The following is a 14,523-nucleotide window of genomic DNA, read 5'->3' as shown; positions in this document are numbered from 1 at the left end:
GGTCACCACTGCAGGCTGACGTTGGCCATTACGCTGCGGCCGTCGCCGAGGCTGCCGTCCGGCCGGTACCAGGTCTTGTCGGCGACGTTGCCAAGGCGCAGCGACGTGGAGAGAGACGGCGTGGCCTGCCAGGCCAGCTGCAGGTCATGCAGGCCATAGCCGGGCTGTTGGCCGTCGTCGCCCTTGGCGTAGGCGTCGGCAAAGCGGCCGCGCCAGCCGAGGGTCAGATCGCCCTGGGCGAGGTGCAGGTCGGCGCCGGCCAGGGCCTCGAGGGGCGTCAGGCGGCCCAGGGCGTCACCGCTCTCGCGGTCGCGGCCGCTCACCTCGGAGAGTCCCAGGAAGGCGTCGATGGGCAGGCTCCCGGGGCGCCACGCCAGACGGGCGTCATAGCCCCAGAGGTGGGCGCTGCTGACGTTGGCGGCGCGGGTGGTGCCGGCCATGAGGTCCACTTCGGTGTCGATGAAGTCGTCGGCACGGGTGTCGTAGTAGCTGGCGCGCAGCTCCCAGTCGCCCAGGCGCCAGGCCAGGCCGCTCTCCCAGGTGCGGCTGGTCTCGGGGGCCAGATCGGGGTTGGGCACCCAGAAATTGTCCGGGGCGCAGAAGAAGGGGCCGGCGCAGAAGCCGGCGAAGTGACGCTCGTCGGCGTAGAGCTCGGAGAGGGTGGGCGCCCGGAAGGCCTCGGCGTAGCCGCTGTAGAGCATCAGGTGGCGGCTCGGCAGCCAGCTCAGCCGCAGCCGCGGGGAGACGCGCCCCTTGTCACTGCGCCGCCCCTGGCTGTCTTCCGCGCGATAGTGGTCGTAGCGGGCGCCGAGGCCCAGTTCGAAGCGCCCGGGGCCTCCCGCGGCCAGGTGCTCACCGGCGCCCAGGGTGCTGTCCAGGTAGAGGGCGGCGGTATCGATATCGGCCCGGGGGAAGCCGGAGGCGCTGCCCGATGGGCGCTGCTGGGCGCGGTTGGCCTCGGCGCCCAGCGCCAGGGTGTGATCGAACCCGCCGTGATCGAACCGACGATAGCCGTCGCTCTGCACGCCCAGGCGCTGCAGGCGGCGCCCGGCGTCGCTGTCGGTACCCGTGTCGTCGATCTGCTGGCGGCTCAGCGTCAGGCGGCTGTCCAGCCGGGTGACGGGGTCGGGCGTCCAGGCATGGCCCAGCTGCAGGTTGTCGCTGCGGGTGGTGCGGTCGCGCAGCGCGTCGTCCGCGGCGCCGAGCTGCTGGGGGTTGGCGGGCTGAGTGCTTGCCTCCCGATAGTGCTGCCAGCTGGCGAAGAGGCGCTGGTCGGGAGCGAAGGCCCAGCTCCCCTTGGCCAGCAGGCTGTCGAGGCTGGCGTCGTCCGGGGCCGTCTCGCCGCCGGCGCGGCGGATATCGCCGGATTCGCTGCGGCCGATGGCGACCAGGCCGTCGACGTCGCCCCGCTCGGTGTCGCGCCTGCCGAACAGGCTGAGGGTGGCGCCGAGCTCGTCGCTGGCGCTGGCGCCGCGCAGGGAGAGGCGCCCTCCGGCGCTCTCGCCCGGCGCCAGCAGATCCGCGGCCTCCACCGTCTCGAAGCTGACGACCCCGCCCATGGCATTGCTGCCATAGAGGCTGGAGAGGGCGCCGCGGGCGATCTGGACCTCGTTGAGCAGCGCCGGGTCGAGAAAGACGTTGCCCAGGTGGCCGGTGTTAATGTCCTGGCGCACGCCGTCGAGACGCACCAGCACGCCCTGGCGGCCGAATCCCCGCAGGCTGAGGGTCTGGCCGTTGCGCCTGCCCTGGCCGGCGACGCCGAGCCCGGGCTGGCTGCCCAGCAGGTCCTCGAGCCGGGTAGCGGTCGCCAGGGTGGGGTCCCGACGGTCGAGCACGTCGATGATCATGGGCGCGCGGAAGGTGTCGGTGGGCAGGCGAGCGTCGGTGATCGCCATGGGCGTCAGCGCCTGGGCGCTGCGGTCGGCCGCTTCCTGCCCGAAGGCGGTCGCGACGGGGGAGGCGTCGAGGGGAGAGAAGGAGAGCAGCGCCAGGGCGCCGCTGCAGCACAGTGCTCGCTTCATGTCCTGAGAGTTCCTGTATCAGGCGATGGGCGGCTGGCTGGGTGGCGTGGGCTACCTGGCTGGCGCTATGTGATGATCGTGAGGGTGTTAACCGGTAAGAATCAGCTTGCCGTTGCGGGTCTCGCGCAGCTGATAGAGGCGGCCTCTGTGTTCGATCAGCAGCTGACCCTCCGAGCCGAGCAGCCTGCGGCTGTCGACGCTGGCGGGTGACGGGGGCTCGGGCGCCGGACGTACGCGGGTTCGGTGAGTGGCTTGGGACGTCATGCTGGGTACGCTCGGGTAATGTGATTGTTTATTAAACGCGAATAATTATTGTTTATATCCTGCGTCGGGTCAAGTCGGGGGAGCGCGGAGCGCCTTCGGATGTCAAAATGCCACCGAAACCGAGGAGGTGAACCGACGTGCTGATACTGCTGATCGCCCTGCTGCTGGCCATCTTCCTGCTGCCCAACGTCTGGGCCCAGTGGGTCATCAAGCGTCACGCCCGCGGGCGCGATGACTACCCGGGCACCGGGGCGGAGCTGGCCGACCACCTGCTGCGCCGGCTGGGCATCGAGGGGGTCAAGGTGGAGCCCACCGACCACGGCGACCACTACGACCCCGAGGCGCGTCGGGTGCGGCTCTCGCCGGAGGTCTACGGCGGGCGCTCGCTTACCGCGGTGACGGTGGCGGCCCACGAGGTGGGCCACGCCATCCAGCACCACCAGGGCTATGCGCCGCTGCTGGCCCGCTCGCGGCTGGTGGCGGTGGCTCAGAAGGCCGAGAAGCTCGGCGCCGTGCTGATGATGGCCGCTCCCTTCCTGTTCGTGCTCACTCGCCTGCCCGGGGGCCTCGCCATCGTGGTGGCCGCGGCGGTGATCAGCTTCGGCACCGCGGCGCTGGTGCACCTGGTGACCCTGCCGGTGGAGTTCGACGCCAGTTTCCAGCGGGCCCTGCCGCTGCTCAAGGAGTACATTCCCCCCTACGACATGCCCGGCGCCCGCCACGTGCTGACCGCCTGCGCCTTCACCTATGTGGCGGCCTCACTGGCCAGCATCCTCAACCTGGGGCGCTGGCTGGTGATCCTGCGGCGTTGACATCCGGATGCTCGGGTGTAATAACTATGTTATTACTTCATGATGTCTGTCAGGAGGCGCGTTGTCGGGGGTAGCTTTGCTGGGAGGCGCTTTGTCGGAAGGAGGCGTGACGTGAGGACACATCTTAGAAAGATCGGAAACTCGAAAGGAATACTGATTCCGGCTGCCATGCTGGCCGAGCTGGAGATCAGCGATGAAGTCGAGATTTATCTGGAGGGGCAGCGGCTGGTGGTGGAGCCGGTCAAGCAGCCGCGTCGTCACTGGTTCGACGGTTATGATGCCAGCCGCGACGATGCGGTCTGGGGCGAGCTGGTCGAAGCAGAAGCCGATGAGGATGAGTGGCAGTGGTAGGCCGCGATATCCACCGCGGGGAGGTCTACTGGGTCAACCTCGACCCTACGGTGGGCACCGAGATTCGCAAGACACGTCCCGCGCTGATCATCTCGCCAGATGATATGAATGCGGTGCTCCCCAGGGTGATCGTGGCGCCGGTGACCAGCAAGGGGCAGCCCCTGGGCTGCCGGCCGACCCTGATCTTTCAGGACAAACCGGCACGGATACTGCTCGATCAGCTGCGCTGCATCGACAAGCGGCGGATTCTCGGCAAGATGGGAGATATCCCGCCATCAATCTGGCATGCCACCCTGCTGGAGATGTTCCAGTAGTGAATCCTCATCTGGGCCGATTGGCAATGACCACCGCGCGGCGCGGGGCGGGGTAGCCCTCCCGGGTCTTCGTCGGGTCCTCGGGGGCGAGGAAGTCGGCGAGCGACTGGAAGGTCATCCACTCGGTGGCGCGCTGCTCGTCCGTGGTGGTCACCGCCTCGTCCACCACCCGCACGTCGCTAAAGCCGCAGCGCCGGAGCCACTGGCAGAGCGCGGCGGATGACGGCAGGAAGTAGACGTTGGGCATGGCGGCGTAGCGCTCCCCAGGCAGCAGCACGGTGGTCTCGTCGCCTTCCACCACCAGGGTCTCCAGCACCAGCTCGCCGCCGGGGCGCAGGGCCTCCTTGAGCTGGTTCAGGTGCTCCAGAGGGGAGGGGCGGTGGTAGAGCACCCCCATGGAGAAGACCGTATCGAAGAAGCCGAGGCCCTCGGGGACCTCCTCGATGCCCACCGGCAGGAAGTGGGTGCGGCCGCCGTCGGCGTCGCCCACGAAGTGGCGCACCGCCTGGAACTGCCAGAAGAAGCGCGGCGAGGGGTCGATCACCAGCACGAAGGCCGCGCCGGCCCCTGCCATGCGCCAGCCGTGGTAGCCGTTGCCGCCGCCCACGTCCAGTACCTTCCTGCCGGCCAGCGGCGCCAGGTGGGGCGCCACGCGCTGCCACTTCCAGTCGGAGCGCCACTCGGTATCGATGTGAATGCCGCCAAGCCGGTAGGGCCCCTTGCGCCAGGGGGCGAGCTTTCTCAGCAGATTCTCGGCCTGGCGGCGCTGGCTCGCGGTGAGGTCGAGCTCGACCTCGAGGGTGTCGGCGTCGAGCCTTACCTCGCGTTGATCCGGCAGGAGTGGCAGCTTGGCTACCGCCTTCTCCCAGGCGGGCAGGTCGCCGTAGCGGCGACGGTCGAGCCCTTTGGTGAGCTGCTCGGGCAGCCGGGCCAACCAGGTGTCGAGGCCCTGATCGAGGAAGGCCCGGTAGAGGGCGCGGTGTTCGGCGGGAATCGGCATGCCTACTCCTCCCGCGGCGCCGGGGCGTCGGCGTCCTTGAAGGCTGGGTCCTTGAACGCCACGAGGGACGCGAAGTTGAGAAACTGGAACCAGGTGTGGCTGCGGGAGAAGCCGGCCCGAGCCAGGCGGGCGTGGTGGGCCGCCAGGGTGTCCGGCACCAGGACGTTCTCAAGCGCCGTGCGCTTCTGGCTGATCTCCAGATCGCTGTAGCCGTTGGCGCGCTTGAAGTCGTGGTAGCGCTCCACCAGCCAGGCGTTCTCCTGCTCGTCCTCTGCGCGGATCTTCTCCGAGAGCACCAGCACGCCGCCGGGCTCCAGCGCCTCGAAGAGCCGGGCGATGACCGCCTCGCGATCCGCCGGGGGCAGGAACTGCAGGGTGAAGTTGAGCACGATCATGCCGGCGGGAGCGTAGTCGAGGGTGCGGATATCGCCCTCGATCACCTCCATGGCGTGGTCGGGGCACTCGGCGGCCAGGGTCTCCCGGGCCCGGGCCACCATCGCCGGGGAGAGATCCACGCCCGTGTAGCGAAAGGCGTCCGGGGAGAGCTGACCGGCCAGCGCCAGGCCGCCGGCGCCCAGCGAACACCCCAGGTCATAGACCCGGGCGCCGTGGCGCAGGTGGCGGCGGGCGATCAGCCCCAGCATGCCCAGTATCTGCCCGTAGCCGGGCACCGAGCGGCGGATCATGTCCGGGAAGCAGGCCACCACCCGCTCGTCGAAGGAGAAGCGTGCGACCCGGTCCAGGGGTGTGGAAAAGATCGCGTCACGGTAAGATGCGTCACTCATGATCGGGCCAGAAAAGCGGGAACGGGCGCCATTCTACGCCCGGCTCGGCGGGTCTGCATCCGCGGTTTTGAAGGACGAGTCAAGGACGGGGCAAGGAGAAGAGATGATCGACCAGACTGCCGCCTGGGGGGCGCTTGCCGCCCACGCCGAGCAAGCGCGCCGGGTCCACCTGCGCGAGCGCTTTGCCAGCGAGCCGGAGCGCCAGGCGCGCTTCACCCGCAGCGCCGCCGGCCTCACCCTGGACCTCTCCAAGCAGCGCTGGTCCGAGGAGACCCTGGCGCTGCTGCTGGCGCTGGCCGAGGAGGCGGGCCTGCCCGACGCGATTCGCCGCCTGCTGGCGGGGGAGCGGGTCAACGTCAGCGAGGATCGCCCCGCGCTGCACACCGCCCTGCGCCTGCCGGCGTCCGCGTCGCTGGTGGTAGAGGGCGAGGACCTGGTGCCCGGGGTGCATGACACCCTGGCGCGCATGGAGACCATGGTGGAGCGCTTTCATACCGGCCAGTGGCGCGGCGCCACCGGCAGGGCCATCCGTCACGTGGTCAACCTCGGCGTCGGTGGCTCGGACCTGGGCCCGCTGATGGTGACCCATGCGCTCTCCGACTACCGCCTGCGCGATGTCCATCGGGTGGAGGTGCACTTCGCCTCCACCATGGACGGCTCCCAGCTCGCCGACTGCCTGGCGCGCCTCGACCCCGAGACCACCCTCTTCGTGCTCTCCTCGAAGTCCTTCACCACCATCGATACCCTCTCCAATGCGCGAACCGCACGGGACTGGCTGATGTCGCGCCTGGAGGACGAGGAGGGGGTCGATGCCGAGCTGGTGATGCGTCAGCACTTCATCGGCGTTTCGGCCAGCCCCGAGAAGATGGCCGAGTGGGGCATCGCCCCCGACCATCAGCTGGCCTTCTGGGAGTGGGTCGGCGGTCGCTACTCCCTGTGGGGCGGCATCGGCCTGCCCATCGCCCTGGTGGTGGGCATGCAGGGCTTTCGGGAGCTGCTGGCCGGGGCCCACGCCCTGGACGAGCACTTTCGCACCGCGCCGCTGGCCGACAACCTGCCGGTGCTGCTGGCCCTGGCGGGGATCTGGAACGTCAACTTCCTGGATATCCGCGCCCACTCCATCCTGCCCTACGACGGTCGGCTCGAGTACTTCGCCGCCTACCTCGAGCAGCTCGAGATGGAGTCCAACGGCAAGTCGGTGACCGCCGACGGCCGCGAGGTGGGCTACGCCACCTGCCCGGTGCTCTGGGGGCAGCTGGGTCCCAACGCCCAGCACGCCTTTTATCAGCTGCTGCACCAGGGCACCCAGGCGGTGGAGTGCGACTTCATCGCGCCGCTGCGGCGCTATGACGAGGTGGCCGACGATGCCACCCGCCGGCATCTCAAGGGGCAGCACCGCCTGACCCTGGCCAACTGCTTCGCCCAGTCTCGGGTGCTGATGCTGGGCGACGACGCCATCGACGACGAGGGACCGCGCCCCGGCCACAAGCGCTATCGCGGCAACCAGCCCTCCACCACCCTGCTGCTCGACGAGCTGACCCCGGCCACCCTGGGGGCCCTGATCGCCCTCTACGAGCACAAGGTCTACGTCCAGGCCACGCTCTGGGGGATCAACCCCTTCGACCAGTGGGGGGTGGAGCTGGGCAAGCAGATCGCCGGCGAGACCCAGCGCATCCTCGAGGAGCGTCGGGGCCTCGAGAGCATGGACGCCTCCACCCGAGCGCTGATCGAGGCGGCCTGGGCCGCCGACGGTAACGGCGGTCGAGGCGTGTGATGCTGGCTGTTTGTACAGGTTTTGCGCTATGCTGAGCGCCCCCTGGCGGGTGGCGCCGGCCAGCGGGGTGCTCTACCTGCACGGCTTCAACAGCGGCACGGGCTCGCCCAAGGCGGTGTGGATGCGCGAGGCCTGCGCCCACCTGGGTCTGCCTTGCGTGACGCCCCAGCTGCCGCACCGGCCCGCCGAGGCCCTGGCCCTGGCCGAGTCGCGGCTCGCCGAGCTCGGCCCCGCGCCGCTCGTGGCCGGCAGCTCCCTGGGGGGCTTTCTGGCCACCTGCCTGGCGGAGCGCCACGGCCTGCCCGCGGCGCTGATCAACCCGGCGGTGGCACCGGCGCGTCTGGTGGCGGACTGGGTCGACGAGGTCTTCGTCAACGAGCACACCGGCGAGCGCTTCACGGTGGGCAGGGCGCACCTGGCCGAGCTCGAGGCCCTGACGCCCGAGCGGATCACCGCCCCGGCGCGCTACCTGCTGCTGCTGGGAAGCGCCGACGAGGTGCTCGCCCCGGCGGCCGCCTTTGCCCTCTACCGCGGTGCGCGCACCCTGCTGCACCCGGGGGCCGACCACGGCTTCGCGGTGCTGGCCCGGCACCTGCCGGCACTGCTGGCCCACGGCGGCCACGCCCTGCCGGCCGCCTGGCAGCCACGATCACACAAGGAACCGGACGACCCATGACGCAATACAGTGCCAGCTCGATCGAGGTGCTATCCGGCCTGGAGCCGGTGCGCAAGCGCCCGGGCATGTATACCGACACCAGCCGCCCCAACCACCTGGTTCAGGAGGTGGTGGACAACAGCGTCGACGAGGCGCTGGCGGGCCACGCTTCGTCGATCAGCGTGCGGCTCTTCGAGGATGGCGGCATCGAGGTGGCCGACGACGGCCGCGGCATGCCCATCGATATTCACCCGGAGCACGGCGTCTCCGGGGTGGAGCTGATCCTCACCCGGCTCCACGCCGGCGGCAAGTTCTCCAACGCCAGCTACAAGTTCTCCGGCGGCCTGCACGGCGTCGGCGTCTCGGTGGTCAACGCCCTCTCGCGGCGCCTGGAGGTGGAGGTGCTGCGCGACGGCAGCCGCCACGCCGTGGCCTTCGAGCACGGTGAGCCGGTGTCCCATCTCTCGGTGATCGGCAGCGTGGGCAAGCGCAATACCGGCACCGTGCTGCGCTTCTGGCCGGAGACGAGCTACTTCGACAGCCCGCGTCTGGCGGTGGGGCGGCTCAAGCACCTGCTGCGGGCCAAGGCGGTGCTCTGCCCGGGGCTGAAGGTCACCCTGATGGAGGCGGACGGCACCCAGAGCGAGTGGCAGTACGAGGATGGCCTGCGCGACTACCTGGCCCAGGCCACCGACGGCTATGAGGTGCTCCCCCAGTCGCCCTTCGTCGGCCACTTCGCCGACGATGAGCAGGGAGTGGACTGGGCGATCCAGTGGCTCCCCGAGGGGGGCGAGTCGCTGATGGAGAGCTACGTCAACCTGATCCCCACCCCCCAGGGCGGCACCCACGTCAACGGCCTGCGCGCCGGCCTGCTCGAGGCGCTGCGCGAGTTCTGCGAGTACCGAAGCCTGCTGCCCCGGGGCGTCAAGCTCACCGCCGAGGATCTCTGGGAGCGGGTCGCCTACGTGCTCTCGGTCAAGATGCTCGATCCCCAGTTCGCCGGCCAGACCAAGGAGCGGCTCTCCTCGCGCACCGTGGCGGGCTTCGTCTCCGGGGTGGTCAAGGACGCCTTCTCGCTGTGGCTCAACCACCACGTGGACCAGGCCGAGGCGCTTGCCGAGCTGGTGATCAGCGCCGCCCAGCGCCGCCAGAAGAGCGCCAAGAAGGTGGCGCGCAAGAAGGTCACCGCAGGCCCCGCGCTGCCCGGCAAGCTGGCCGACTGCTCCGGCCAGGACCCGGCCACCAGCGAGCTCTTCCTGGTGGAGGGCGACTCCGCCGGCGGCAGCGCCAAGCAGGCGCGCAACCGCGAGAGCCAGGCGATCCTGCCCCTGCGCGGCAAGATATTGAACACCTGGGAGGTGGAGTCCCACGACATCTACGGCTCCCAGGAGGTCCACGACATCGCCGTGGCCATCGGCATGGACCCGGCCAGCGACGACCTGACCAAGCTGCGCTACCACAAGATCTGCATCCTCGCCGACGCCGACTCCGACGGCCTGCATATCGCCACCCTGCTGTGTGCGCTCTTCGTGCGCCACTTCCCGGCGCTGGTGGATGCCGGCCACGTCTATGTGGCGATGCCGCCGCTCTACCGCATCGATCTCGGCAAGGAGGTCTTCTACGCCCTGGACGAGAGCGAGAAGGCGGCGATCCTGCGCCGGCTCGAGGGCAAGCGCGGCACCGTGAACGTCCAGCGCTTCAAGGGCCTGGGCGAGATGAGCCCGCTGCAGCTGCGCGAGACCACCATGGCGGTGGAGACCCGCCGCCTGGTGCAGCTCACCCGCGAAGATGGCGACGGCACCATGGAGATGATGGACATGCTGCTGGCCAAGAAGCGCGCCTCCGACCGCAAGAGCTGGCTCGAGGACTACGGCAACCTCGCTGACATAGAGGTCTGAACCCCTTATGACCATGGATATCCAGGTAGCGGAGGGCGACGTCGAGCGCCTCTCGCTGCGCGAATACACCGAGAAGGCGTACCTCGACTACTCGATGTACGTCATCCTCGACCGGGCGCTGCCCCATATCGGCGACGGCATGAAGCCGGTACAGCGGCGCATCGTCTACGCCATGCGCGAACTGGCGCTCAATGCCAACGCCAAGTACAAGAAGTCGGCGCGCACCGTCGGCGACGTGCTGGGCAAGTTTCACCCCCACGGCGACAGCGCCTGCTACGAGGCCATGGTGCTGATGGCCCAGCCCTTCAGCTACCGCTACCCGCTGGTGGACGGCCAGGGCAACTGGGGCAGCCCCGACGATCCCAAGTCTTTCGCCGCCATGCGCTACACCGAGGCGCGGCTCTCCAGGTTCAGTGAAGTGCTGCTGGCCGAGCTGGGCCAGGGCACCGTGGACTGGACCCCCAACTTCGACGGCACCATGAACGAACCCGTGGTGCTGCCGGCGCGCCTGCCCCATGTGCTGCTCAACGGCGGCACCGGCATCGCCGTGGGCATGGCGACGGACATCCCGCCCCACAATGTCCACGAGGTGGTGGAGGCGACCTGCCACCTGCTGCGCCACCCCGAGGCCACTACCGCGGACCTGGTTGCGCACCTGCCGGCGCCGGACTTCCCCACCGCGGCGGAGATCATCACGCCGCCTAGTGATCTGCGCAAGCTCTACGAGAGCGGGCGGGGCTCGGTGAAGCTGCGCGCCCGCTACGTCATGGAGGAGGGCAGCATCGTGGTCACCGCGCTGCCTTACCAGGTGAGCGGGGCCAAGATCCTCGAGCAGATCGCCGCCCAGATGCAGGCCAAGAAGCTGCCCATGGTGGCCGACCTGCGCGACGAGTCGACCCACGAGGAGCCCACCCGCCTGGTGATCGAGCCGCGCTCCAACCGCGTCGACATCGAGGCGCTGATGGCGCACCTTTTCGCCACCACCGACCTCGAGAAGAACATCCGCGTCAACATGAACGTGATCGGCCTGGACGGCCGGCCGCGGGTGATGCCGCTGCCCGACCTGCTCGGCGAGTGGCTGCGCTTTCGCCGCGCCACGGTGCGCCGGCGCCTGGAGCACCGCCTGGGCAAGGTGGAGGATCGCCTGCACCTGCTCGAGGGCCTGCTGATCGCCTACCTCAATATCGACGAGGTGATCCGCATCATCCGCGAGGAGGATGCGCCCAAGCCGGCGCTGATGGAGGCCTTCGGGCTCTCCGAGCGCCAGGCCGAGGCGATCCTCGAGCTTCGCCTACGCCACCTCGCCAAGCTCGAGGAGATGAAGATCCGCGGCGAGCAGGAGGAGCTCGAGGCGGAGCGCCAGCGGCTCCAGGAGCTGCTCGGCAACGAGGCGGCGCTCACCGACCTGATCGAGGAGGAGCTGCGTGCCGCCGGCGAGGCCCACGGCGACGAGCGCCGCTCGCCCATCGTCGAGCGCGAGGAGGCCCGGGCGCTTTCCGAGGTGGAGCTGGTGGGCGCCGACCCCATCACCGTGGTGCTCTCCGAGAAGGGCTGGATCCGCAGTGCCAAGGGGCACGAGATCGACCCGGCGGGGCTCTCCTACAAGGCCGGCGACCGCTTCGCCCTGGCCGCTCGGGGGAAGACCAACCAGCCCCTGGTGCTGCTCGACGACACCGGCCGCGCCTACACCCTGCAGGCCCACAACCTGCCCAGCGCCCGGGGCCAGGGCGAGCCCGTCACCAGCCGCGTCAACGTGGTGGCCGGCGCCCATATGGCCGGGGTGATGCTGGCGCCGCCCACGGCGCGCTTCCTGCTCGCCTCCGACGGCGGCTACGGCTTCGTGGCGCCGCTCGAGGCCCTGGTGGGCAAGAACAGGTCCGGCAAGGCGGCGCTCACGGTGCCCAAGGGGTGCAACGTGCTGCCGCCGGTGGCGGTGCCGGAGGGGGAGGGGACCCTGGTGGCGGCGGTCTCCAACGAGGGGCGCCTGCTGGTCTTCGAGCTGTCACAGCTGCCCGAGATGGCCAAGGGCAAGGGCAACAAGATGATCGACATCCCCGGGCCCAGGGCCGCTCGCCGCGAGGAGCTGGTGCGCGACCTGGTCGTGCTGCCGGCCGGCGCCAGCCTGGTGGTGCATGCCGGCAAGCGCCATCTCACCCTCAAGCCCGACGATCTCGCGTATTATCGCGGCGAGCGCGGCCGCCGCGGCAGCAAGCTGCCCCGGGGCCTGCAGAAGGTTGACCGCCTGGAGGTTTCTGAATGACACGACGAGTACTGATCCGCGCCACCGGCGCGGCGCGCCCGGGCCAGCTGGCCGGGCTGGGCAGGGCGCTGGCCGCAAGCGGCGCGCGACTTTTGGATATCAACCAGAGCGTGACCTTCGGCATGCTCTCCCTGGAGGCGCTGGTGGGGCTCGAGCAGGAGGCCGATCTCGAAGGGGCCCTGGCCGCCGCCGGCGACGCCCTCGCCCTGGACGTGCAGGCGATTCAGGTGGGGGCAGAGGAGTACCAGCGCTGGAGTAGCCAGGCGAGCCAGCCGCGGCTGATCCTGACCCTGCTGGCGCCCCACCTGCCCGCCGGCATCCTGGCCGAGGTGGGCTCACTCACCGCCGAGCACGGCCTCACCGTGGAGCTGATCCACCGCCTCTCCGGCCGCGAGCCCCTGGACGGCGGGGTCCCCGGCGAGCGCGATGCCATCCGGGGGGCCTGCGTGGAGTGCTGGCTGCGCGGCGAGGAGGTCGATCTCGACGCCCTGCGCGAGAAGGCGCTGGCGCTGGGCGCCATGCACGGTGTGGACATCGCCATCCAGGAGGACTCCATCTGGCGCCGGCACCGCCGCCTGGTCTGCTTCGACATGGACTCCACCCTGATCCAGGCCGAGGTGATCGACGAGCTGGCCCGCCGCCACGGCGTCTATGATGAGGTGGCCGAGGTCACCGAGCGCGCCATGCGCGGCGAGCTCGACTTCCAGCAGAGCTTTCGCGAGCGCATGGCCAAGCTCAAGGGCCTCGACGAGTCGGTGCTGGCCGAAATCGCCGAGTCGCTGCCGCTGATGGATGGCGTGGAGCGGCTGATGGCCCAGCTCAAGCGGCTGGGCTACCGCACGGCGATCCTCTCCGGGGGCTTCACCTACTTCGCCCGCCACCTGCAGCGGAAGCTCGGCTTCGACGAGATCCACGCCAACGAGCTTTTGATCGAGAACGGCAAGGTCACCGGCGAAGTGCGCGAGCCGATCCTCGACGCCGAGCGCAAGGCGCAGCTGCTGCGCGAGATCGCCGAGCGCGAGGGGCTCGCCCTGGAGCAGACCATCGCCGTGGGCGACGGGGCCAACGACCTCAAGATGCTGGCCGCCGCGGGGCTCGGCATCGCCTTTCGCGCCAAGCCGCTGGTGCGCGCCCAGGCCAGCCACTCCATCTCGACGCTCGGCCTCGATGCGGTGCTCTACCTGATCGGCTATCGCCAGGTGGACCTGGAGGAGCAGGGGGAGTGAGCGCGTCCTTCGATCTCTGGCGCGACCGCTTCGAGCGGCTGCGCACCAACAAGGCCTTCGAGCTGACGGTGATCACCATCATCGTGGTCTCGGCGCTCTTGATCGGCGCCAAGACCTACGAGGAGGAGGTGAGCCGCTTCCAGGAGGTGATGCTGTGGCTAGACGTGGCGGTCACGGTCTTCTTCCTGGTGGAGATCCTGATTCGCATGGCGGCGGAGAAGCGCCTGCGGGACTTCTTCCGCAAGGGCTGGAACATCTTCGACTTCATCATCGTCACCGCCAGCCTGATCCCCATGGACGACTCGGAGATGGTGCTGCTGGCGCGCCTGCTGCGCATCTTCCGGGTGCTGCGTCTGGTGTCGATGATCCCCGAGCTGCGCCTGCTGATCGCCGCCCTGTTCAAGTCGATCCCGCGCATGGGCTATGTGGCGCTCTTGATGTTCATCATCTTCTACATCTACGGCGCCATCGGCAGCTTCCTGTTCGCCAGCGTCGACGAGCAGCTGTGGGGCAATATCTCGCTGGCCATGCTGACGCTCTTCCAGGTGGCCACCTTCGAGAGCTGGGCCACGGCGGTGCTCTACCCGACCATGGAGCACTACCCCTACGCCTGGATCTACTTTTTGACCTTCATCTTCCTCAACGCCTTCATCTTCCTCAACATGATGATCGGCATCGTGCTCGACGTGATGCAGAAGGAGAGCCTGGCCATCGAGCTGGAGACCGGAGAGGGGGAGGCCGCGGAGCTTCACGGACTGCGCGACGACGTGCGCGAACTGCGCGCTCAGCTGTCGCGGATGGAGTCGCTGCTGGAGCGCAGGAGTTGACAAAGGGGCTCGAGACTGATTCTCTAGAGGGCATGAACATGACTGCTTACGACCTCGCCCTCGACCTACGACTACTAGCCCGCGTCTGAATAGCGTGCGGCGATGCCCCCTGTGCATCGCAACAGTCAGGTCGAAAACGAGGTTGTAGCATGTCCACCACCCCCTGCAGTTTCAGCATGAATGCCCCCTTTGTCGCCCGTGCCGGCCGCAGCGCTGGCACCCGTGCGACCTCTGCCTTCTGCCTCGACGCCCCGACAGGCCCATGCCCGTCGGGGCGCCGTCGTTTGCATACCGCCCACTGATTCGATTGCCCAACCGCCGCCCAGGGAGAACGCC

General features: G+C 69.2%; 13 protein-coding genes. 9 read left to right on the top strand and 4 right to left on the bottom strand.

Annotated features, from left to right (window positions below; all coding sequences use genetic code 11):
• Window positions 1-2 precede the first annotated feature (2 nt).
• A complete protein-coding gene (locus ACRYRV_RS03450) occupies window positions 3-2,021 on the bottom strand; it encodes a TonB-dependent receptor domain-containing protein (protein ID WP_444985963.1) in 2,019 nt (672 codons plus the stop codon).
• A gap of 87 nt (window positions 2,022-2,108) precedes the next feature.
• Window positions 2,109-2,285: a hemin uptake protein HemP gene (gene hemP / locus ACRYRV_RS03445; RefSeq protein ID WP_253450241.1), complete on the bottom strand. Its 177-nt coding sequence runs from the start codon at window positions 2,283-2,285 to the stop codon at window positions 2,109-2,111.
• 137 nt (window positions 2,286-2,422) lie between these two features.
• Between hemP and ACRYRV_RS03440 the strand changes: the two genes are divergently transcribed.
• The 3 genes from ACRYRV_RS03440 to ACRYRV_RS03430 all read left to right on the top strand — a co-directional run bounded on the left by ACRYRV_RS03440 (window position 2,423) and on the right by ACRYRV_RS03430 (window position 3,762).
• Window positions 2,423-3,097: a zinc metallopeptidase gene (locus tag ACRYRV_RS03440; RefSeq protein WP_253450244.1), complete on the top strand. Its 675-nt coding sequence runs from the start codon at window positions 2,423-2,425 to the stop codon at window positions 3,095-3,097.
• 111 nt (window positions 3,098-3,208) lie between these two features.
• Window positions 3,209-3,448: an AbrB/MazE/SpoVT family DNA-binding domain-containing protein gene (locus tag ACRYRV_RS03435; protein WP_444985964.1), complete on the top strand. Its 240-nt coding sequence runs from the start codon at window positions 3,209-3,211 to the stop codon at window positions 3,446-3,448.
• Window positions 3,436-3,762: a type II toxin-antitoxin system PemK/MazF family toxin gene (locus tag ACRYRV_RS03430; protein ID WP_253450250.1), complete on the top strand. Its 327-nt coding sequence runs from the start codon at window positions 3,436-3,438 to the stop codon at window positions 3,760-3,762. The genes ACRYRV_RS03435 and ACRYRV_RS03430 overlap by 13 nt, the downstream gene beginning before the upstream one ends.
• A 7-nt stretch (window positions 3,763-3,769) precedes the next feature.
• Here ACRYRV_RS03430 and cmoB read toward each other — a convergent pair whose 3' ends face one another.
• Window positions 3,770-4,762 (bottom strand): tRNA 5-methoxyuridine(34)/uridine 5-oxyacetic acid(34) synthase CmoB, encoded by a 993-nt coding sequence (cmoB, locus tag ACRYRV_RS03425; RefSeq protein ID WP_444985965.1) that lies wholly within the window; start codon window positions 4,760-4,762, stop codon window positions 3,770-3,772.
• A gap of 2 nt (window positions 4,763-4,764) precedes the next feature.
• The gene (gene cmoA / locus ACRYRV_RS03420) at window positions 4,765-5,547 is read right to left on the bottom strand and encodes a carboxy-S-adenosyl-L-methionine synthase CmoA (RefSeq protein WP_444985966.1); all 783 of its coding nucleotides are present in this window, start codon (window positions 5,545-5,547) and stop codon (window positions 4,765-4,767) included.
• A gap of 103 nt (window positions 5,548-5,650) precedes the next feature.
• Here cmoA and pgi point away from each other — a divergent pair, with 103 nt between their 5' ends.
• Genes pgi through ACRYRV_RS03390 form a run of 6 tightly spaced genes read left to right on the top strand, consistent with a single transcriptional unit; the run spans window position 5,651 to window position 14,187 of the window.
• The gene (gene pgi, locus ACRYRV_RS03415) at window positions 5,651-7,321 is read left to right on the top strand and encodes a glucose-6-phosphate isomerase (RefSeq protein ID WP_444985967.1); all 1,671 of its coding nucleotides are present in this window, start codon (window positions 5,651-5,653) and stop codon (window positions 7,319-7,321) included.
• A gap of 28 nt (window positions 7,322-7,349) precedes the next feature.
• Complete coding sequence (locus ACRYRV_RS03410; protein ID WP_444985968.1) at window positions 7,350-7,997, top strand: YqiA/YcfP family alpha/beta fold hydrolase; 648 nt, start codon at window positions 7,350-7,352, stop codon at window positions 7,995-7,997.
• Window positions 7,994-9,874, top strand: coding sequence for a DNA topoisomerase IV subunit B (gene parE, locus ACRYRV_RS03405; protein ID WP_444985969.1), 1,881 nt, complete (start codon window positions 7,994-7,996; stop codon window positions 9,872-9,874). The genes ACRYRV_RS03410 and parE overlap by 4 nt, the downstream gene beginning before the upstream one ends.
• A gap of 7 nt (window positions 9,875-9,881) precedes the next feature.
• Window positions 9,882-12,134 (top strand): DNA topoisomerase IV subunit A, encoded by a 2,253-nt coding sequence (parC, locus tag ACRYRV_RS03400; protein ID WP_444985970.1) that lies wholly within the window; start codon window positions 9,882-9,884, stop codon window positions 12,132-12,134.
• Window positions 12,131-13,360: a phosphoserine phosphatase SerB gene (serB, locus tag ACRYRV_RS03395; protein ID WP_253450271.1), complete on the top strand. Its 1,230-nt coding sequence runs from the start codon at window positions 12,131-12,133 to the stop codon at window positions 13,358-13,360. Before parC ends, serB begins: the two co-directional genes overlap by 4 nt.
• Entirely contained in the window at window positions 13,357-14,187 is an 831-nt protein-coding gene (locus ACRYRV_RS03390; RefSeq protein WP_253450273.1) for an ion transporter, read from the top strand. Before serB ends, ACRYRV_RS03390 begins: the two co-directional genes overlap by 4 nt.
• Window positions 14,188-14,523: the final 336 nt, after the last annotated feature.

This window comes from Halomonas mongoliensis (assembly GCF_052496345.1).
Note: the sequence above shows the minus strand (reverse complement) of the source record. Positions and strands in the feature narration are given on the sequence as shown.